The sequence below is a fragment of the Kribbella sp. CWNU-51 genome, assembly GCF_054073265.1.
This window is the reverse complement of sequence record NZ_JBSXMZ010000014.1, coordinates 1-18,570: the sequence shown is the minus strand read 5'-3', so window position 1 is coordinate 18,570 and position 18,570 is coordinate 1. Positions and strand designations below refer to the sequence as shown.

Below are 18,570 nucleotides of genomic sequence, written 5' to 3'. Positions count from 1 at the left end.
GATGAACCTCCGAAGTTGAACCGCTGATGAACACCCCGCTTTGGAGGATCACACCATCAGAGCGATTTCAGGGCCAGGAACACGTCGACCCGGTCCTCGAGCCGCGACAGATCGCGTCCGGTCAGTTGCTCCACGCGTTCGATCCGGTAGCGAACCGTGTTGACGTGCAGATGCAGCGACTCCGCCGTACGCGACCAGGAGCACGAGCAGGCGAGGAATTCCTGCAGTGTGGCGAGCAGGTCGGCATGGGTACGGCGGTCGTGCTCGAGCACCGGACCGAGGACCCGGTGCGTGTAGGTACGCCGTACGTCGTCGGGCAGCGTGGCGAGCAGGAGCACGTGCGACGCGACCTCGTCGGAGGTGACCACCGACACCGGCGCGCGTCCGGCCCCAGCCGCGCGCTGTGCGAACCGCGCTTCCTCGAGCGCACCGGCGAGCGCGTCGATGGTGGTCTCGCCACTGATGCCGACCGCGAGCCGGGCCCGGACGAGCCCGGGGGCGAGCCGCCCGAACGCCCGCCGCATCTGCTCTGGCAGCCCCGGTACGAACGGCAGGAACCCGACCAGCAAGCCGTCGCGGCCAGGCGCGACCACCGCCGGACCCACGGTGAGAGCGACGTCCTCGAACAGGCTGAGCGCCACCTCGCTCGGTCCGTCGTCCCGCAGCTCGGCCACCGCGACGACCATCGGCCGCTCCGCGTGGGATCCGGCCTGCCGCAGCCGTACGGCGACCTCCGCATGCGGCGCCCCGGACTCGACCAACGCCAGCGCGTCCGCCACCAGCGGCCGCAGTGCCCGTCGCCCTTCGTCGCGCCTCGCCCGATCCAGCGCAGCGATGGCGCACAACTCATGCACGGCCTCGACATGATCGTCGGACCACTGCGTGTGGTCGCCCTCGATGACCAGCACCCAAGCCGTGAGCCGATTGCCGAGCCCTGATCCCACCGGGAACAGGCTGTACGACGCACCGTCGGCCTCGGCCACCGCCGGTGTGCGATCGGCGGTCAGGAACCGCCGCGTGACCACGTCGAGCGTCTCGGCGTCCAGCTCGCCCGGCCCGGGTACGACGTGCCGCCCGGTTGACGTGAGCACGCGGCAGTCGTGGCCGATCTCGGCGGAGATCCGGGCCGCGAGTTCGTCGAGGCTGCGGCCGGCCGCGATCGACGACAGCAGTTGGCGCTGCCGGACCAGACTCGCGGAGAGGCGGGCTCCGGTCTCGGCCGACCCCGCGGCGGCGACGTACTCGGTCACGTCCGCGAACGCGATCTCGATCGGCACCTCGATCAGGGTGACCTCGTGCCGGCGGCAGGCCGCGAGCAGGTCGTCCGGGACCTCGCCCAGCAACGCCTTGCCGGCCAGGATCGTGGCGGCACCCCGGCCGGCCATCGAGGCGACGAACAGTTCGCTGTCCGCCGGGCGCCGGCGCCAGACCAGGCCGGTGAGGACGACCTCGCCGCCGTTCAGGTAGCGGCCGGGTTCGAGCAGGTCCGTGGTCACCAGGCGACCGGTCGGCCGGTCGAGCGAACCGCCGGCGGAGTGCAGGAGGCGGAGCCCGAGCTCCGGCGCGTCCAGCAGTTCTGACAGCAGCACGACATACCTCCTCTCGATCTGGTCTTAGAGGAACGTACAACGCGCGCCCGTACGCGAGACAGCGCTCGCGGCCGGCTGCCCGTCGGCTTGGCCGGGTGCTTGACGGTGCCGACACGGCCGCCTTATGGTCATTTCGCAGAACAGAATTTGACTTCCGCAATACGGAAAACATGGAGTTGCCATGAGCCACCCACTGCGCCACACGGTGAACTGCTCGCTGCTGTTCACCGAGCTGCCCCTGCTGGAGCGGCCCGCGGCCGCCCGGCGCGCCGGTTTCAGCGCCGTCGAGTTCTGGTGGCCGTTCGTCGAGGCGGTGCCGCCGGACCGGCAGGTCGAGGCGTTCGTCAGCGCGATCGCGGATGCCGGCGTCCAGCTGACCGGCCTCAACTTCTTCGCCGGCGACATGCCGGGCGGCGACCGCGGCCTGGTGTCGTGGCCGAAGCGGTCGAGCGAGTTCCGGGACAACGTCGAGGTCACTGTCGGGATCGGCGAGCGGCTCGGCGCCCAGGGGTTCAACGCCCTCTACGGCAACCGGGACGACGCTCACACCGACGCCGAGCAGGACGAGCTCGCGGTCGAGAACCTCGCCCTGGCCGCCCGCGCGGCGGCCCGGATCGGCGCCACGGTGCTGATCGAGCCGGTCAGCGGTGCGGACCGGTATCCGTTGCGGACCGCGGCCGACGCCCTGGCCGTGATCGATCGCGTCCAGGCGGCGTACGACGTACCGAACCTCGGCCTGCTCGCGGACCTCTACCACCTCGCGGTCAACGGCGACGACGTCGACCGGGTGATCGCGGAGCACACCGACCGGGTCGCGCACGTGCAGATCGCCGACGCACCGGGCCGCAACGAGCCCGGCACCGGCACCCTCCCGCTCGACCAGCAGCTCAGCGCCCTCGCGGCGCAGGGGTACGACGGCTGGGTCGGGCTCGAGTACAAGCCGTCCACCAGCACCGACGAAAGCTTCGCGTGGCTCCCGTACGAGCGCCGCTGACTAGGAGACTGACATGACGAATATCGCCTTCATCGGCCTCGGCATCATGGGGAACCCGATGGCCGTTCACCTCGCCAACGCCGGCCACACCGTGGCCGGGCTCGACCGCAGCCCGGAGCGGGCCCAGACCCTCGTCGACGCGGGCGGCCGGGCTGCCGGTTCGATCGCCGACGCGGTCAAGGGCGCGGACGTGATCTGCGTGATGGTGCCGGACTCGCCCGACGTCCAGGACGTGCTCGAAGGAGAGGACGGTGTCTTCCAGCAGGCCGAGACCGGCACGCTGATCATCGACTTCTCCAGCATCCGGCCCGACGTCACGCAGCAGCTCGCCGAGCAGGCGCGCGCGCTCGGCTTCCGGTTGCTCGACGCCCCGGTCTCCGGCGGCGAGGCGGGCGCCAAGAACGCCGCGCTGTCGATCATGGTCGGCGGCGAGGCCGACGACTTCGCCGCCGCCAAGTCGCTGTTCGACGTCGTCGGCAAGACCGTCGTCCACGTCGGTCCGAGCGGCTCGGGCCAGACGGTCAAGGCCGCGAACCAGCTGATCGTGGCCGCCAACATCCAGGCCGTGGCCGAGGCCGTCATCTTCCTGGAGGCGTACGGCGTCGACACGAAGGCGGCCCTGGAAGTCCTCGGCGGTGGGCTGGCCGGTTCCGCCGTACTGAACCAGAAGAAGGAGAACATGCTGTCGCGCTCCTTCCAGCCGGGCTTCCGGATCGACCTGCACCACAAGGACATGGGCATCGTCACGGCCGCCGCGCGTGAGGCGGGTGTCGTCGTACCGCTCGGTGCGCTGGTGGCGCAACTGGTCGCGTCCGCTCGCGTGAACGGTGACGGCGGTCTCGACCACTCCGCGCTGCTGCGTGGCGTGGAGCGCCTGTCCGGACAGGAGATCGGCTGATGACCCGGATGCGCGCGGTCGATGCCGCGGTCCTGATCCTGGAGAAGGAAGGGTCCACCCAGGCATTCGGGCTGCCCGGCGCCGCGATCAACCCCTTCTACAGCGCGATGAAGAGGCACGGCGGGATCAAGCACGTGCTGGCCCGTCACGTCGAGGGCGCCTCGCACATGGCCGAGGGCTACACCCGGGCCAAGGCCGGAAACATCGGCATCTGCGTCGGTACGTCGGGACCCGCCGGGACCGACATGATCACCGGCCTCTACTCGGCGTCGGCAGACTCGATCCCGATCCTGTGCATCACCGGCCAGGCGCCGGTCGCCAAGCTGCACAAGGAGGACTTCCAGGCCGTCGACATCGCGTCGATCGCCAAGCCCGTCACCAAGTGGGCGGTCACGGTGATGGAAGGGGCGCAGGTGCCGGGGACGTTCCAGAAGGCGTTCCAGGTGATGCGTGAGAGCCGGCCGGGGCCGGTGCTGATCGACCTGCCAGTGGATGTGCAGCAGGCGCAGATCGAGTTCGACATCGACACCTACGAGCCGCTGCCGGTGTCGCGCCCGGCCGCGACCCGGGCGCAGGCCGAGAAGGTGCTGTCCTTCCTCGCCGCCGCCGAGCAGCCGCTGATCGTCGCCGGTGGCGGGATCGTCAACGCCGACGCGGCCGACCTGCTGGTCGAATTCGCCGAGCTCACCGGGATTCCCGTCGTACCGACGTTGATGGGTTGGGGCGTGCTGCCGGACGACCACCCGCTGATGGCCGGGATGGTAGGGCTGCAGACCTCGCACCGCTATGGCAACGCGACCCTGCTGACCTCCGATCTTGTGCTCGGCATCGGCAACCGCTGGGCGAACCGGCACACCGGCGGCCTCGAGGTGTACCAGGGCCAGCGGAAGTTCATCCACGTCGACATCGAGCCGACGCAGATCGGGCGGGTGTTCGCGCCGGACTACGGTGTCGTGTCCGATGCTCGCGCCGCGCTGGAAGTGTTCATCGAGGTGGCGCGGGAGTGGGCTTTGGAAGGCCGCCTGGCCGACCGGTCCGCGTGGGCGGCCGAGTGCCGGAAGCGTCGTACGGAGTTGCAGCGGAAGACGCACTTCGACGTCGTGCCGATCAAGCCGCAGCGGGTCTACGAGGAGATGAACCGGGCGTTCGGGCCTGAGGTCCGGTATGTCAGCACGATCGGGTTGTCGCAGATTCAGGCGGCGCAGATGCTGCACGTCTACCGGCCGCGGCACTGGATCAACGCCGGCCAGGCGGGTCCGCTCGGGTGGACAGTGCCGGCCACGCTGGGGGTCGCGGTCGCGGATCCGGACAGCACGGTGGTGGCGTTGTCGGGTGACTACGACTTCCAGTTCCTGATCGAGGAGTTGGCGGTCGGGGCGCAGTTCAACATCCCGTACATCCACGTGGTCGTGAACAACTCGTACCTGGGGTTGATCCGGCAAGCGCAGCGCGGGTTCGACATGGACTTCTGCGTGCAACTCTCCTTCGAGAACATCAACAGCCCGGAACTCAACGGCTATGGCGTCGACCACGTCAAGGTCGCCGAAGGCCTGGGCTGCAAGGCCCTCCGCGTCTTCGAGCCCGAGGGCATCCTCCCCGCCCTCGAGCAGGCGAAGAAGCTGATGGTCGAACACCAGGTCCCGATCGTCGTCGAGATCATCCTCGAACGCATCACCAACGTCTCCATGGGCCTCGAAATCGACAACATCACCGAGTTCGAGGACCTGGCCGAGGTGCCCGAGGACGCGCCCACCGCACTGGCGCTGCTCGACTGATGCCGGCGCCCCGGGTGGTCGTTGCCTCCGACAAGTTCAAGGGCACCCTGACCAGCGCGGAGGTCGCCGCCGCGGTCGATGCGGGCGTACGGCGAGTCCGCCCTGACGCCACCGTGGTCGCGATCCCAGTAGCCGACGGCGGCGACGGCACCTTGGCCGCCGCCGTCGCCGCCGGCTTCCAGTTGGTGCCGGTCACCGCGTCCGGCCCGACCGGCGAACCAGTCCGCACCGCCTACGCCCGCCGCCCCGCATCCCCCGACCGCGGCGCTCCACCCGAGCGGATATCCCTTCGAGTGTCGGGTTCTCCCGTGGCACACCACGGGAGAACCCAGGGTTCGAGGAGATATCCCCTCGAACGCGGCTTCGGTGGAGACGCGGCGCGCGGTGGCTCCAGCGGTCGTGGCGATGTCGCCGTCGTCGAGCTGGCCGATGTCTCCGGCCTGGTCCGGCTTCCCGGCGGCCGGCCGGCTCCGATGACCGCTACCTCCTACGGCACCGGCCAGCTGATCGCGGCGGCCATCGACGCTGGTTGCCGGAAGGTGATCCTCGGCATCGGCGGCAGCGCCTCTACCGACGGCGGCGCCGGCCTGGTCCACGCCCTCACCGGGACCGAGTCCCTCGACCTGCCCGCACTCCGCCAACGGCTTCGCGGAGTGGAGATCGTCGTCGCGTGCGACGTCGACAACCCGCTAACCGGACCGAAGGGTGCCGCGGCCGTGTACGGCCCACAGAAAGGCGCCACCCCGGAGCAGGTAGCCGATCTCGACGCCGCGCTCACCCGCTGGGCCGACCTCGTCGCCCGCGAGACCGGCCGTGACCTGCGCGACGCGCCGGGCGCTGGAGCGGCAGGTGGAGTGGGCTTCGCCGCACTTGCACTCCTGGACGCCGACCTCCGCCCGGGGATCGAGCTGGTTCTTGATCTGGTGGGTTTCCACGAGCAACTCGTTGGTGCGGATCTGGTAATCACCGGGGAAGGCGCCCTCGACGAGCAAACCCTGCACGGCAAAGCCGTAGCCGGCATAGCCGCAGCCGCCGCCCGAGCCCCGGGCTCGGCCGGGGCACCGGGGATCCCGGTGGTTGCGGTGTGTGGGGTCAACCGGTTGGACGATGAGCAGCTGCGAGGGGCGGGCGTAGTTGCGGCGTACGCGCTCACCGACCTGGAGCCCGACGTACGGCGGTGTATTGCTGAGCCCGCGCCGTTGCTGGAGCGGGTTGGGGAGTGGATCGCGAGGGAGCACCTACGATGACTGCAAGTGAGAGGGGCATCGCATGAGCGCGCTGGACCTTCTGATCCGGGCCCGCCGGGTGGTGCGTGCCACCGGGGAGACGGCCTGTGCCGTGGGGGTCCGTGACGGGCGGATCGTCGCGATCGCGCCGTACGACGCCGACCTCGCGACCGAGCGGCAAGTAGAGCTCGCCGACGACGAGGTGCTGCTCCCTGGCCTCGTGGACTCCCACGTCCACGTCAACGACCCAGGTCGGACCGAGTGGGAAGGCTTCACCAGCGCGACGCGAGCAGCCGCATCGGGCGGCGTCACCACGCTCATCGACATGCCGCTCAACAGCATCCCGCCGACCTGCGACGTCCCGGCGCTCGAGCTGAAGCGAAAGACCGCGCAGCCTCAGGCGTACGTCGACATCGGCTTCTGGGGCGGCGCGATCCCGGACAACGTCCCCGAGCTCCGCCCACTCCACGAGGCCGGCGTCTTCGGCTTCAAGTGTTTCCTGCTGCACTCGGGCGTCGACGAGTTCCCGCCGCTGGACCAGAGTCAGCTCGAGGCCGCGATGGCCGAGATCAGCGAGTTCGACGGGTTGCTGATCGTGCACGCCGAGGACGCTCACCGGATCGACCAGGCCCCGCGCCCGGACGGCGCCAGCTATCCCGCGTTCCTGCGCTCCCGCCCGCGTGTGGCCGAGAACGCCGCCGTCGTCGAGGTCATCGAGCTCGCGCGCCGGTCAGGCTGCCGCGTCCACATCCTGCACGTCTCGAGCGCCGACATCCCGCCGAGGATCGCCACAGCCCGCGACACCGGCGTACGCATCACCGCGGAGACCTGCCCGCACTACCTGACCTTCACCGCCGAGGACATCCCCGACGGCGCCACACAGTACAAGTGCTGCCCCCCGATCCGCGAAGCCGCCAACCGCGAGCACCTCTGGGACGCCTTGCGCGACGGCACGATCGACATGATCGTCTCCGACCACTCGCCGTCGACGGTCGACCTCAAACACCTCGACACCGGCGACTTCGGCACCGCCTGGGGCGGCATCGCCTCCCTGCAACTCGGCCTGCCGGCCGTCTGGACCGAGGCCCGCCGCCGCGGCTTCACCCTGACCGACGTTGCCCGCTGGATGTCAGCCGCCCCGGCCGCGCAGGTAGGCCTGAAGACCAAGGGCCGGATCGAGGTCGGCTACGACGCCGACTTCTGCGTCCTCGCGCCCGACGACACCTTCGTCGTCGAAGCGAAGTCCCTGCAGCACAAGAACGCCATCACGCCGTACGACGGACGCACGCTCGACGGTGTCGTCCGGAGCACCTGGCTCCGCGGCCACCCCGTCGACATCGAGGCGGCCCCGCGTGGCCGCCTGCTGACCCGAGGAGCACAACGATGAACTACTACGCCCCGAAGGGTGGACTGCCCGCGCAGACCGACCTCACCACCGACCGCGCGGTCTTCACCGAGGCGTACGCCGTCCTTCCGCGCGGCACGATGCGCGACATCGTCACCAGCCGGCTCCCGTTCTGGGACGGCACTCGGCTGTGGGTGATCGCCCGGCCGCTGTCCGGGTTCGCCGAGACGTTCTCGCAGTACATCGTCGAGGTCGCGCCGGGCGGCGGCAGCGACAAGCCGGAGACCGACCCGGCCGCGGAGGCTGTCCTGTTCGTTGTCGAAGGCAACTTGGTACTCACGGTCGCCGGCGAGAAGCACGCGCTGGCGCCGGGTGGGTACGCGTACCTGCCGCCGGGCGGCGACTGGACTCTGCGGAACACGAGTGATGCGACCGCGACCTTCCACCTGGTCCGGAAGGCGTACGAGCGGATCGAGGGCATCGACGTACCGCAGGCCTTCGTCACCAACGAGGCCGACGTCGAGGGTCGCGAGATGCCGGGCACCGAGGGTCGATGGAAGACGCAACGGTTCGCCGATCCGGACGACGTCCGGCACGACATGCACGTCAACATCGTCAGCTTCGAGCCGGGCGGGGTGATCCCGTTCCCGGAGACGCACGTGATGGAACACGGCCTCTACGTCCTCGAAGGCAAGGCGGTCTACCTCCTCAACAAGGACTGGGTCGAGGTCCAGGAGGGCGACTTCATGTGGCTCCGCGCCTTCTGCCCCCAGGCCTGCTACGCCGGTGGCCCGGGCCGCTTCCGCTACCTCCTCTACAAGGACGTCAACCGCCACCCCAAACTGCCGCAGCGATTCCTCTAGCCCAGGCTCTTGCTGAGGAAGATCCGGCTGATGCCGGCCTCGCTCGGGATTCGCCCGAACTCGGTCCAGCCGCGGCGTTTGTAGAAGTCGGGTGCCTGGAAGTTGATTGTGTAGACGACGCCGCTGACACAGCTCCGGTGCTGAGCTTCGGCTTCTACCTGCTGAAGGATCCTGCTCCCGAGGCCCGACCCGCGCAGCGCATCCGGCAGATAGAGCAGATCGACGAACCAGAGCCCCAGCGAGGTGCGGCCGGTCAACCCGCCGAGGGTCTGCCCGGTCGAGGGGTCCTTCCCGAACACAGCCAGTGCCCGCCGGTCCTGAACGCCGCTCGCGCTGAGGTTGAATTCGTCCAGCGAATCCGCGACCACGGCGACCTCAGCATCGGTCGGATCGTCGGTCAGTACGACATCGAGCGCGGGATGGGTGTCCACGAGCCGTATCCGCGGCCTTCGACAGTTCTGTTGACCTCTCTGGCTGGGCTGAACGCGGCGCCGGCTATTACGATCATGCTCCTGGTGTCGCCCTGAAAGTGCCGGTAGGCGTGACATGGAAGACGAATCCGTGGGGTGTGGTCCATTCGAGGGTTGTGTGGTCGATGCGGTGGACGGTCCAGCCGTGGGCGTGGGTCTTGACCCGGTGGCCGAAGCGGCCCAGCGGTGCGAGGTTGGTGGTGTTGGTTTGGCCGGGTGGGCCGAGGGGGTCGTAGGGCTGGATGTGGTCCAGGTCCATGCCGCGGTGGGTTTCTTGGGTGCCGAACGGGAAGAGTTCGACGGGGTGGGTGAGTTTGATGCGTTCGCGGATCCGGTCGGGGATTTCGTAGGCGTCGACGCTGACGGCGTCGTTGACGTCGATGACCGGTTTCACGGTGTACGGCCCGTGGCCGATGAGTTCGGCCAGCTGGTCGGCGAGCAGCGGGCCGATGGCCTCGACCCGGAGGACGCCGGTCCCGGTGGCCAGGGTGTGGTCGGTGAGGTGGACATAGATCTCGGTGTGGCCCGGACGCACCCGTCGGCCGGCACGGTCGGGACTACCGGCGCGCCCCGCGCCGGTTCGAGTGCCGTGGGTGGGGTGGGTGGTGTAGGCGTCCTGTTTGATCTTGGCCAGGCGGGCGTGCAGGGCGCGTTGGGCGGCGGCGTCCAGGGGCTGGCCGTCGTCGGGGTCGAGGTGTAGGCCGGGGTCGGAGGGGTCGAAGGGTTCGATCGGCACGGTGTCGGGGCTGTCGAGGGGGTCGGGCAGGTCGCTGCTACTCGGGTGGGGTGTGTCGCGGTCGGCCTCGTCGTCCAGGCCGGGTTCGTCGTGGATGTCGGTCCGGTCCTCATCGCGCCACCGGGATGCCGAGCCCGCGCCGGGCATCTCGGTCGCCCTGGCGGGAGCGATGCCGTGGCCGGAGTCGACCTGGTGGTCGGCACGAGCCCGGGCCAGGTCGGTGGTCGCGTGAGGACGATCGTCGTCACCGGCCTCGGGCCACCCGGCGCCCCGGTGACGCGCACCCGGAGCGCTCGTGCTCACAGGCCCGGCCGTGTCCGAGGCCTTGGTGCCCGGGACCGTGGCGTCCGGGACCGTGGCGTCCGAGGTCGCGGTGTCCGAGGCCGTGGTGTCCGAGGCCGCGGTGTCCGAGGTCGCGGTGTCCGAGGTCGCGGTGTCCGAGGTCGCTGTGCCCGGAGCGGTCGTGTCCGCGGTGCCGGTGGTGGCTGGGGTGTCGGTGAGGTGGTGGTGGCGGGCTTGGGTGAGGAGTTCTTGGGCGTAGCGGGGGTCGGCGATGATCCCGACGGCGTCGGCGCGGCGGTGTTGGACGGGGCGGGTGTCGCCGAAGGTCTTCAACGCCTCGGCGATCGCGTCGAGGGTGGCCTTGTTGCGGATGACTGCGCCGGCGGCGGCCTTGATGTACATGGTTTTGGTGCCGTGTGGGTCCGAGCGGCCGATGAACACGCCGCGTTCGCGGGCGTGCTCGGCGGCCTCGGCCCGGGCCAGGTCGGGGTCGGCGTGGAGTTTGGCGGCGGTGATGATCTTGTTCAGCCGGTACGGGGTGATCGAGTCCACCAATGGCGCGATGCGCTGGTCGACGTAGGCGGCGGCGTCCTGGGTCAGTTTCGCGCAGTCGGTGACGATTCGGCAGGCCTTCCACGGGGTGGCCTCGCCGGCCTGGACTCTGGCCCAGGTGAAGGGGAACCGGTGCCGCAACGCCAGCGCTTGACCGAGGTAGTTCGCCGCGACCCGCGGTGAGATGCCGAGCATGACCGCGAACTCGGCGATCGCGAACTCCAGGATCTCCGGGCAGCCGTCGCCCCCGAGCACGACCGCGCGTTCGCGGCCGTCGCAGGCACGGCGGCCGGGCCGGCCCGGGTGGGCGGAGGGGTGGTAGCGGTCGGCGTAGATCTGGGCGTGCTCGAGGCGCCGGGCGTCGACCCGTCGGGCCTCGGCGTCGTGTTCGGCGGCCGAGGCCAGCAGGTCGGCCGTCGAGAGTGTCGCCAGATCTCCTTCGAACATGTGTGCGATTCTACGCATCGCCATCGAGCCGCGGCAAATCCGGCGAGACCCCGAAAGCCCTTATCCACAAGGGGAAACATCACACGGATCTGGAGAGGAGAACTGGATAAGCAACGCCGCCTGACCGACCCCGACTGCTGGTTGGGTGCAGATCCAGGCGGACGTCAGACGCTGATGGAGACCGAGCGTTCGGGCGGGGTCAGCGGGTCGGTGATCAGGCGCGCGTGGCGCTCGACGTCGTACCGGGAGCCGTCGTACGCGAGGCGTTGGCGTTCGAGGCCCTCGGAGAGGAAGCCCGCGCCGGCCGCGACCGCGCAGGACGCGGGATTGTTGAGGCGGTGGCCGAGCTCGAGCCGGTAGAGGCCGGCGTCGTGGTGGGCCCAGTCGGCGAGGGCGCGGAGCGCATCCCGGGCGACGCCGTGACCGCGGACGTCGGCGAGGGTCCAATACCAGGTCCAGCCCACCTGGTGGCGGTCGATGTTCGTCACGGCCACGCACCCGATCGGGTGGTCGTCGGCATCGGCGACGGCGTACACATGCCCGTTGTCCAGGTCCGCGACGCGGCCGATCCAGTCCACTGCGGACGCCCGGTCCACGATCCCGCCCTGGGTTCTCATCTCGGGATCCTGGTGAGCCGCGGCCAGCCGCAGCGCGTCAGCCGTCCGCCACCGCCGCAGCCCCAGCTCCCCGAGCGCGTATCCCATCCATCGAATCTACCGCCCACCCCGCAAGAGCAACCGCGCTCACGGCGCGTTCCCCGGCGCGCGACCGTGGGCGATCGGGAGAGGATAGGGCGTATGGGATATCTGGATTTCAGGGATCAGGTCGTGGTGGTGACGGGCGCCAGCAGCGGGATCGGGGCTGCGGCGGCGGTGGGATTCGCGGAGACCGGGGCGACGCTCGCGCTGCACTACCACCGCAACGAGGAGGGCGTGAAGCACACCGTGGGCGCGGTGCAGACGGCCGGCGGTACGGCGTCGTTGCACCAGGCGGACCTGGCCGACCCGAAGTCGGCCGACGCGTTCATCGACGACGTACTCGCGCAGCACGGCCGGATCGACGTGCTCGTCAACAATGCCGGTGACCTGGTCAAGCGGTCGCCGGTGGCCGACGTACCGGACGAGGAGTTCCACCGGATCCTGGACGTGAACCTGACCTCGGTGTTCGCGCTCAGCCGCCGGATCGTGCCGGTGTTCCGCGCGCAGGGCGGCGGCGCGATCGTGAACGTGACCTCGATCGCCGGCCGCCACGGCGGAGGCGGCGGCTCGGTCGTCTACGCGACCAGCAAGGGCGCCGTCAGTACGTTCACCCGCGGCCTGGCCAAGGAACTCGCCCCCGACGGCATCCGCGTGAACGCGATCTCACCCGGCGTCATCAAGACCCCGTTCCACGATCGGCACACCGGCGACGAGCAGATGACCGCGATGATCGCCACCATCCCGATGGGCCGCACCGGGACCCCGCACGAGTGCGTCGGCACCATCCTCTTCCTGGCCTCCGACCGGATGGCCTCCTACGTCACCGGCCAGATCATCGAGGTCAACGGCGGCCAATTGATGCCGTGAGCAAGCTTTCCGGCCGGAACAGCGCGTTGTGGTCCAGCACCTCGCCGGCCGGCAGGTAGCCCATCTCGTCCAGCATCGTATGCAGCCGCGCGCTCGACCCGCTTCGCTTGTCCTCGACCAGCAGAGCGCGTGGCTGCAACCGCTTGAGCGTGCGTGTCGCTCCGGAGAGGGCCGCGATCTCCCCGCCCTCGATGTCGAGCTTCACCACGTCGAGGCGGGTCAGCGCGTGCTCCCGCGCCCAGTCGTCCAGCCGGATCACGGGCACCTCCTGGACGATCGCTCCGTCGCCGTAGAGGGAGCGCACGCCGGCGTCAGCCGCGTCGTACCGGCTGTCCGTGCGCAGGCTCGCGTGTTGCTTCCACTCGCCCAGGGCCGCCGCCACGACTTCCAGTGGGAGCCCGTTGCGTGCGGCCGCCGTACCGAGCTTGGCGACACAGTCCGCGGCCGGCTCGACCGCGATCACCCGTCCGCCGCCGAGTTCCTCCAGCCGCTTCGCCACCGTCAGTGCGTGGACGCCGATGTTCGCGCCGACGTCGAGGACGACATCGCCCTTCTGGAGCTCGGCCCGCAGGAACCGTCGTACGGCGGGTTCGTAGCGGCCGGCGTAGTACAGGATCGCCTGGAGGTTGTCCCGCAGGTCCAGTTCCAGCCCCACGCCCTGCCTCCGGACGAGGACCGTCGTCGACCAGGTCGGCGGGATCTTCACGAGCTCCGGGTTCTGGTCCGCGACGCGCGGGGAGATCCGCAGCGCGATCCGGTGCACTCCGGCGTCGCTGAGTCCTTCGAAGAAGCCGACCAGACGGGCGGTACGACGTGCCGCGGGTGGTCCCAGCACACGCCCCACGGCGTGCGCGAGACTCCACGCGGCTCGTCGTACCGCTCCGTCCCGAACGGCCATGACCGACCAGTACCCAGTTATCGCGAAAGTGTGCGGAACCGGTGTGCGGAGAGTGGCAGGAAGACTGCGATGAGCAGCAACGGGGCGATCACCGCGGCGATCTCCGCGTGCGTGCCGATCCAGGTGGCGGTGGCGGAGGGGTCCGGGTTGCCGAAGAGGGCGCGGGAGGCGGTGGCGGTCGCGGACAGCGGGTTCCACTGAGCGATGGTGCCCAGCCAGGACGGCATCGTCGACGTGGCGACGAAGGCGCTGGACAGGAAGCCGACCGGCCAGACCAGGACCTGCACCATCGTCACGCTCTGCGCGTTCTTCACGGTCAGCCCGATGAAGATCCCCACCCAGAGCAACGCGAACCGCAGCAGCAACAGCAACCCGAACGCGGCCAGCGCGGACGGCACGCCCTCGTGCGACCGCCAGCCGAGCGCGAGCCCGGTCGCGACCAGCACGAGCAGCGTCACCGCCGAGTCGAGCATGTCCGCGATGCACCGCCCCATCACGACTGCCGCCGAGCTCATCGGCAGCGATCGGAACCGGTCCGTGACACCCTTCGCGGCATCCGTCGTGACCGCGGTCATCGTGCCCTCCAGCCCGAAGAGCATCGCCAGCGCGAAGATCCCCGGCACGAGGAGTTCGTAGTACGACTCCCCGTCCGGGAAGTCCATCGCCCCACCCAGCAACGCACCGAACATCAGCAGCATCAGCACCGGGAAGAACCAGTTGAAGATCACGATCCCCGGCTGCATCCGCCAGTGCACGAGCGTCCGCCGCGCGATCGTCCAACTGTCCGCCAGCGCCCAGCTCAAGGCCGTCACGCCGCCACCTCCGTCCCCGTCAGATGCAGGAAGACCTCGTCCAATGTCGGTCTGCGCAAGGTGATGTCGTCCGGTTCGATCCTTGCCTCATGCAACGAATTGGCCATCACCACGAGCGCCCGCGTCCGATCCTTCACCGGCACGCTGATCCGTACGTCGCTGACCCGGATCTCTCCGTCCGCCAAGGGTTCCGCCAACCGCAGCACCCGCGGCACGTCGGCGGGATCCGCGAGGACGAGATCCAGCCAGTCGGACCCGAGCTGCGTCTTCAGCTCGTCCGGGGTGCCCTCGGCAACGACCTTGCCGGCCTTGAGCATCGAGATCCGGTTCGCCAGCTGATCCGCCTCCTCCAGGTACTGCGTGGTCAGCAGCACCGTCGTCCCGCCGTCGACCAACTGCCGTACGGCGGACCACACCTCGAGCCGCCCGGCCGGATCCAGACCGGTCGTGGGCTCGTCCACGAACAACACGGCCGGCGCCACGATCAGACTCGCCGCCAGGTCGAGCCGCCGGCGCATCCCGCCGGAGTACTTGCTGACCGCCTGCCCCGCCGCCTCCGTCAGGCTGAATCGCTCGAGCAACTCGTCCGCCCGGCGGAGTGCCTTCGAGTGGCCCAGGTGGTTCAGCCGGCCGAACATGACCAGGTTCTGCCGCCCGGTCAGTACGTCGTCGATCGCGGCGTACTGGCCGACGAGTCCGATCCGGCGCCGGACCTCGGCGCCTTGCCGGCGGACGTCGTACCCGGCGATGGTCGCCGTACCCGAGTCCGGCTCCAGCAGCGTGGACAGGATGCGCACCGCCGTCGTCTTGCCGGCGCCGTTCGGGCCGAGCAGACCCGTCACCGTGCCGGCGGTGACCTCCAGGTCGAACCCGTTCAGCCCTGCCCCCTCGGTGCCGCCCTTGTAATGCTTCCGTACGCCGACAGCCTCGATCACACGTTCCGTTGTCACGTCCCACCTCTCGCCCGAGTTGAGTCGTAGAGTGTACCGTACACTGTACGGCTCAGGTACGATCGGGACAACGACGAGCGGCTGGAGTTAGTTCCTTGGCTGGAAAGAAGGTGGCGGCGTCCGATCCGGCGCGCAGTCTGGCGCTGCTCTGGGGGAGCCACACGAAGCCCGGCCGCTCCGGTCTGACCGTCCGCGCGATCGTCGACGCGGCGGTCGAGCTGGCCGACGGCGGAGGGCTCGAGGCCCTCTCGATGCGGATGGTCGCCGAGCGGCTGAAGGTCGGCACGATGTCGCTCTACACGCACGTGCCCGGCAAAGGCGAGCTGACCGACCTGATGTTCGACCGCGTGTACGGCGACCTGTACGCCGACGTCGACGAGCCGTCACGGCAACCCGGCGGCTGGCGTGGTGCGCTGGAATTCATTGCCCACCGCAACTGGGACGTCCTGACCGCGCACCCGTGGATCCACGAGGTCCCGACGATGCGTACGGCGCTGGGCCCGAATATCACCGCGAAGTACGAGGCCGAGCTACGCCCCCTCGACGGCCTCGGCCTCACAGACGTCGAAATGGACTCCGCGCTGACCCTGGTCCTCACCCACGTCCAGGGCACCGCTCGAGCCGGCGCCGAACAACTCCGCACGCAACGCGACTCCGGCCTCACCGACGACGAGTGGTGGCGTCAGATATCCCCGACGCTTACCCACGTCATGTCCGGCAGCGCCAAACACTTCCCCGTTGCCGGCCGCGTAGGCACCGCGGTCGGCGAACACTTCCAATCTGTCATCGATCCGGCCCACGCCCTGACGTTCGGGCTGACCAGGATCCTCGACGGCATCTCCCTGCTGATCGATTAGCTGTTGAGCAGGTCCTCGAAGGGGGTGGGGTTGTCGTACGGGTCGGCGTGGGTGGGGGCCTCATGGTGGAGGGCAGCGACCAGTTCAGTGGCCGCCTGGGTGATGCGGGTCCGGAGTTTGGCGGCGTTGGGGCCCCAGTCGGTGGAGGCGGCGTACACGCCGGTGGGGACGGGCAGCGCCTTCAGATAGGCGAACAGTGGACGGAGGGCGAACTCGAGCACCAGCGAGTGGCGCTCGGTGCCACCGGTCGCGGCGAGCAGGACGGGCTTGCCGGCCAGGGCCTGGTCGTCCAGGACGTCGAAGAACATCTTGAACAGACCGCTGTACGACGCGCTGAAGGTCGGGCTGACCACGATCAGCGCGTCGGCCGCGGTCACCGTGTCCAGAACGGTTTGCAACGACGCCGTCGGGAAGCCGGTGAGCAGGTTGTTGGTCAGGTCGTGGGCGTGGTCGCGCACCTCGATCAGCTCGACCCGGGACGCGATTCCGCGCCCGGACAGCTCGTCCTGCACTGCGGCCGCCAGTTGGTCGGCGAGCAGCCGGGACGACGACGGTGTCGTCAGCCCGGCGGTCACCACCGCGATCACCCGTTCAGCAGGTGCGGTCATCGGGTCGGCTCCTCGATCGTCTCCAGGTCGTGCGCCCGCTCGGCCGCGGCCTTCAGGGAAGCATGCGTCGGCGCGTCCGGCACGTGCGCCGGCTTCTTGGCCGCGAACTCCTTCCGCAGCACCGGAACGACCTCTTCACCAAGGATGTCCAGCTGCTCCAGCACAGTCTTCAGCGGCAACCCGGCGTGGTCCATCAGGAACAACTGACGCTGGTAGTCGCCGAACTCCTCGCGGAAGGTCAGCGTCCGCTCGATCACCTGCTGCGGGCTGCCGACCGTCAACGGCGTCTCCCGGCTGAAGTCCTCCAGCGACGGGCCGTGTCCGTAGACCGGCGCGTTGTCGAAGTACGGCCGGAACTCGTTGACGGCGTCCTGCGAGTTCTTCCGCATGAAGACCTGACCGCCGAGCCCGACGATCGCCTGGTCGGCGGCGCCATGCCCGTAGTGCTCGAAGCGCTTGCGATAGAGCTCGATCATCCGCTTGGTATGCGTGACCGGCCAGAAGATGTTGTTGTGGAAGAACCCGTCACCGTAGTACGCCGCCTGCTCGGCGATCTCGGGAGACCGGATCGAACCGTGCCAGACGAACGGCGGTACGCCGTCGAGCGGCCGCGGGGTCGACGTGAACCCCTGCAGCGGCGTACGGAACTTGCCCTCCCAGTCGACGACGTCCTCGCGCCAGAGCCGGCGCAGCAGGGCGTAGTTCTCGACCGCGAGCGCGATGCCGTTGCGGATGTCCTGACCGAACCACGGGTACACCGGACCGGTGTTGCCGCGACCCATCATCAGGTCGACCCGGCCGTCGGCCAGGTGCTGCAGCATCGCGTAGTCCTCGGCGATCTTCACCGGGTCGTTGGTCGTGATCAGCGTCGTCGAGGTGGACAGGATGATCTTCGACGTCTTCGCCGCGATGTACCCGAGCTGCGTGGTCGGCGACGACGGCACGAACGGCGGGTTGTGGTGCTCACCCTGCGCGAACACGTCCAGCCCGACCTCCTCGGCCTTCAGCGCGATCGCCACCATCGCCTTGATCCGCTCGCCCTCACTCACGGTCGTCCCAGTCGTCGGGTCCTCGGTCACGTCCCCAACACTGAACACACCGAACTGCATCGGTCCTCCTCGCCTAGATAGTTCACTATTAAACTACTCTGTCCACCAGAACGCCAACTCCCGGCGAGTCATTCCATCCTGCCCGGTGAACGCCGACGGCCCGCGATCCACAGGGGATCGCGGGCCGTCGGCTGCGCCGGTCAGATTGTGTGCGGCTCGAGGAGCTGGTCGTCGCCGGTGAGGGCGGCAGCTATGCGGCGGTGCTTGGTGGCTTCGTCGCGGCGGGACTGGCGTTCGAGGGTGCGGGCGAGCATGAGGTGGGCGTAGTACTCGGTGGGCTCGCGTTCGATGACCTCGAGAAGGTGCTCTTCGGCGGGCTTGAGGAGGGCCGCGTGGTAGTAGGCGCGGGCCAGCAGCAGCCGGGTGCCGACGTCGTCCGGGGTTTCGTCGACGACCGGGCGGAGGGCGCGGATCGCGCCGCGGTAGTCCCGGTCCTCGAAGTATTGCCGGCCAAGGCCGTAGCTCAATGCGCGCATGTCTTCCATGGCGGGCCTCCTAATGGGTGTTATCGGGTCGGTTGGTGACAGACTCGGTGGCTGGTAGCCGCTGGCGGGTGAGCACTCATACCTCCTGGACTGTTTGAGTCCTGTCGAC

The 18,570-nt window shown here is 69.4% G+C and carries 18 protein-coding genes; 8 read left to right on the top strand and 10 right to left on the bottom strand.

Annotation, left to right across the window (positions count from 1 at the left end):
• Positions 1–56 precede the first annotated feature (56 nt).
• Complete coding sequence (locus tag ACXC9Q_RS18245) at positions 57–1,589, bottom strand: PucR family transcriptional regulator (RefSeq protein WP_457057766.1); 1,533 nt, start codon at positions 1,587–1,589, stop codon at positions 57–59.
• A 181-nt stretch (positions 1,590–1,770) separates the two neighbouring features.
• On the opposite strand from ACXC9Q_RS18245, the gene ACXC9Q_RS18240 reads away from it, so the two are divergent.
• From ACXC9Q_RS18240 to ACXC9Q_RS18215, 6 genes are read left to right on the top strand one after another with little or no spacing between them, the layout of a single operon-like run.
• Positions 1,771–2,583, top strand: a complete 813-nt coding sequence (locus tag ACXC9Q_RS18240; protein WP_457057765.1) for a hydroxypyruvate isomerase family protein — start codon at positions 1,771–1,773, stop codon at positions 2,581–2,583.
• A 13-nt stretch (positions 2,584–2,596) separates the two neighbouring features.
• Positions 2,597–3,481, top strand: a complete 885-nt coding sequence (locus tag ACXC9Q_RS18235; protein ID WP_457057764.1) for a 2-hydroxy-3-oxopropionate reductase — start codon at positions 2,597–2,599, stop codon at positions 3,479–3,481.
• Complete coding sequence (gene gcl / locus ACXC9Q_RS18230; protein ID WP_457057763.1) at positions 3,481–5,256, top strand: glyoxylate carboligase; 1,776 nt, start codon at positions 3,481–3,483, stop codon at positions 5,254–5,256. The genes ACXC9Q_RS18235 and gcl overlap by 1 nt, the downstream gene beginning before the upstream one ends.
• Positions 5,256–6,503 carry a glycerate kinase gene (locus ACXC9Q_RS18225; protein WP_457057762.1) on the top strand — a complete coding sequence of 416 codons (1,248 nt, stop codon included), beginning with the start codon at positions 5,256–5,258 and terminating at the stop codon, positions 6,501–6,503. The genes gcl and ACXC9Q_RS18225 overlap by 1 nt, the downstream gene beginning before the upstream one ends.
• Positions 6,504–6,525: 22 nt before the next feature.
• The gene (gene allB, locus ACXC9Q_RS18220) at positions 6,526–7,869 is read left to right on the top strand and encodes an allantoinase AllB (RefSeq protein WP_457057761.1); all 1,344 of its coding nucleotides are present in this window, start codon (positions 6,526–6,528) and stop codon (positions 7,867–7,869) included.
• Positions 7,866–8,690, top strand: coding sequence for a bifunctional allantoicase/(S)-ureidoglycine aminohydrolase (locus tag ACXC9Q_RS18215; RefSeq protein ID WP_457057760.1), 825 nt, complete (start codon positions 7,866–7,868; stop codon positions 8,688–8,690). Before allB ends, ACXC9Q_RS18215 begins: the two co-directional genes overlap by 4 nt.
• On the opposite strand, the gene ACXC9Q_RS18210 is transcribed toward ACXC9Q_RS18215, so the two are convergent.
• The 3 genes from ACXC9Q_RS18210 to ACXC9Q_RS18200 form a co-directional block, all read right to left on the bottom strand.
• Positions 8,687–9,121, bottom strand: a complete 435-nt coding sequence (locus ACXC9Q_RS18210) for a GNAT family N-acetyltransferase (RefSeq protein WP_457057759.1) — start codon at positions 9,119–9,121, stop codon at positions 8,687–8,689. The two genes, ACXC9Q_RS18215 and ACXC9Q_RS18210, sit on opposite strands and share 4 nt — an antisense overlap.
• Positions 9,122–9,194: 73 nt before the next feature.
• Positions 9,195–11,177, bottom strand: coding sequence for a hypothetical protein (locus ACXC9Q_RS18205; RefSeq protein WP_457057758.1), 1,983 nt, complete (start codon positions 11,175–11,177; stop codon positions 9,195–9,197).
• 164 nt (positions 11,178–11,341) lie between these two features.
• Positions 11,342–11,881 carry a GNAT family N-acetyltransferase gene (locus ACXC9Q_RS18200; RefSeq protein ID WP_457057757.1) on the bottom strand — a complete coding sequence of 180 codons (540 nt, stop codon included), beginning with the start codon at positions 11,879–11,881 and terminating at the stop codon, positions 11,342–11,344.
• Positions 11,882–11,974: 93 nt separating this feature from the next.
• On the opposite strand from ACXC9Q_RS18200, the gene ACXC9Q_RS18195 reads away from it, so the two are divergent.
• Positions 11,975–12,742 (top strand): SDR family NAD(P)-dependent oxidoreductase, encoded by a 768-nt coding sequence (locus ACXC9Q_RS18195; RefSeq protein ID WP_328525178.1) that lies wholly within the window; start codon positions 11,975–11,977, stop codon positions 12,740–12,742.
• On the opposite strand, the gene ACXC9Q_RS18190 is transcribed toward ACXC9Q_RS18195, so the two are convergent.
• Genes ACXC9Q_RS18190 through ACXC9Q_RS18180 form a run of 3 tightly spaced genes read right to left on the bottom strand, consistent with a single transcriptional unit; the run spans position 12,717 to position 15,402 of the window.
• Positions 12,717–13,640 carry an FkbM family methyltransferase gene (locus ACXC9Q_RS18190; RefSeq protein ID WP_457057756.1) on the bottom strand — a complete coding sequence of 308 codons (924 nt, stop codon included), beginning with the start codon at positions 13,638–13,640 and terminating at the stop codon, positions 12,717–12,719. The genes ACXC9Q_RS18195 and ACXC9Q_RS18190 overlap by 26 nt on opposite strands.
• A gap of 17 nt (positions 13,641–13,657) precedes the next feature.
• Positions 13,658–14,452 (bottom strand): ABC transporter permease, encoded by a 795-nt coding sequence (locus ACXC9Q_RS18185; RefSeq protein ID WP_457057755.1) that lies wholly within the window; start codon positions 14,450–14,452, stop codon positions 13,658–13,660.
• Positions 14,449–15,402 (bottom strand): ATP-binding cassette domain-containing protein, encoded by a 954-nt coding sequence (locus ACXC9Q_RS18180; protein ID WP_457057754.1) that lies wholly within the window; start codon positions 15,400–15,402, stop codon positions 14,449–14,451. The genes ACXC9Q_RS18185 and ACXC9Q_RS18180 overlap by 4 nt, the downstream gene beginning before the upstream one ends.
• 95 nt (positions 15,403–15,497) lie before the next feature.
• Between ACXC9Q_RS18180 and ACXC9Q_RS18175 the strand changes: the two genes are divergently transcribed.
• Positions 15,498–16,259: a TetR/AcrR family transcriptional regulator gene (locus tag ACXC9Q_RS18175; protein WP_457057753.1), complete on the top strand. Its 762-nt coding sequence runs from the start codon at positions 15,498–15,500 to the stop codon at positions 16,257–16,259.
• On the opposite strand, the gene ACXC9Q_RS18170 is transcribed toward ACXC9Q_RS18175, so the two are convergent.
• The 3 genes from ACXC9Q_RS18170 to ACXC9Q_RS18160 all read right to left on the bottom strand — a co-directional run bounded on the left by ACXC9Q_RS18170 (position 16,256) and on the right by ACXC9Q_RS18160 (position 18,461).
• Positions 16,256–16,867, bottom strand: a complete 612-nt coding sequence (locus tag ACXC9Q_RS18170) for an FMN reductase (protein WP_457057752.1) — start codon at positions 16,865–16,867, stop codon at positions 16,256–16,258. The two genes, ACXC9Q_RS18175 and ACXC9Q_RS18170, sit on opposite strands and share 4 nt — an antisense overlap.
• Positions 16,864–17,976 carry an LLM class flavin-dependent oxidoreductase gene (locus ACXC9Q_RS18165; RefSeq protein WP_457057751.1) on the bottom strand — a complete coding sequence of 371 codons (1,113 nt, stop codon included), beginning with the start codon at positions 17,974–17,976 and terminating at the stop codon, positions 16,864–16,866. The genes ACXC9Q_RS18170 and ACXC9Q_RS18165 overlap by 4 nt, the downstream gene beginning before the upstream one ends.
• Before the next feature lie 140 nt (positions 17,977–18,116).
• Positions 18,117–18,461, bottom strand: coding sequence for a tetratricopeptide repeat protein (locus tag ACXC9Q_RS18160; RefSeq protein ID WP_457057750.1), 345 nt, complete (start codon positions 18,459–18,461; stop codon positions 18,117–18,119).
• Positions 18,462–18,570 lie beyond the last annotated feature (109 nt).

Bases quoted from the DNA above. Each gene is read 5' to 3' on its own strand.
- ACXC9Q_RS18225 (WP_457057762.1), top strand. From the start codon at position 5,256: ATGCCGGCGCCCCGGGTGGTCGTTGCCTCCGACAAGTTCAAGGGCACC.
- ACXC9Q_RS18160 (WP_457057750.1), bottom strand. From the start codon at position 18,461: ATGGAAGACATGCGCGCATTGAGCTACGGCCTTGGCCGGCAATACTTC.
- ACXC9Q_RS18190 (WP_457057756.1), bottom strand. From the start codon at position 13,640: ATGGCCGTTCGGGACGGAGCGGTACGACGAGCCGCGTGGAGTCTCGCG.
- allB (WP_457057761.1), top strand. From the start codon at position 6,526: ATGAGCGCGCTGGACCTTCTGATCCGGGCCCGCCGGGTGGTGCGTGCC.
- ACXC9Q_RS18195 (WP_328525178.1), top strand. From the start codon at position 11,975: ATGGGATATCTGGATTTCAGGGATCAGGTCGTGGTGGTGACGGGCGCC.
- ACXC9Q_RS18170 (WP_457057752.1), bottom strand. From the start codon at position 16,867: ATGACCGCACCTGCTGAACGGGTGATCGCGGTGGTGACCGCCGGGCTG.
- ACXC9Q_RS18240 (WP_457057765.1), top strand. From the start codon at position 1,771: ATGAGCCACCCACTGCGCCACACGGTGAACTGCTCGCTGCTGTTCACC.
- ACXC9Q_RS18235 (WP_457057764.1), top strand. From the start codon at position 2,597: ATGACGAATATCGCCTTCATCGGCCTCGGCATCATGGGGAACCCGATG.
- ACXC9Q_RS18215 (WP_457057760.1), top strand. From the start codon at position 7,866: ATGAACTACTACGCCCCGAAGGGTGGACTGCCCGCGCAGACCGACCTC.
- ACXC9Q_RS18200 (WP_457057757.1), bottom strand. From the start codon at position 11,881: ATGGGATACGCGCTCGGGGAGCTGGGGCTGCGGCGGTGGCGGACGGCT.
- ACXC9Q_RS18205 (WP_457057758.1), bottom strand. From the start codon at position 11,177: ATGTTCGAAGGAGATCTGGCGACACTCTCGACGGCCGACCTGCTGGCC.
- ACXC9Q_RS18165 (WP_457057751.1), bottom strand. From the start codon at position 17,976: ATGCAGTTCGGTGTGTTCAGTGTTGGGGACGTGACCGAGGACCCGACG.
- gcl (WP_457057763.1), top strand. From the start codon at position 3,481: ATGACCCGGATGCGCGCGGTCGATGCCGCGGTCCTGATCCTGGAGAAG.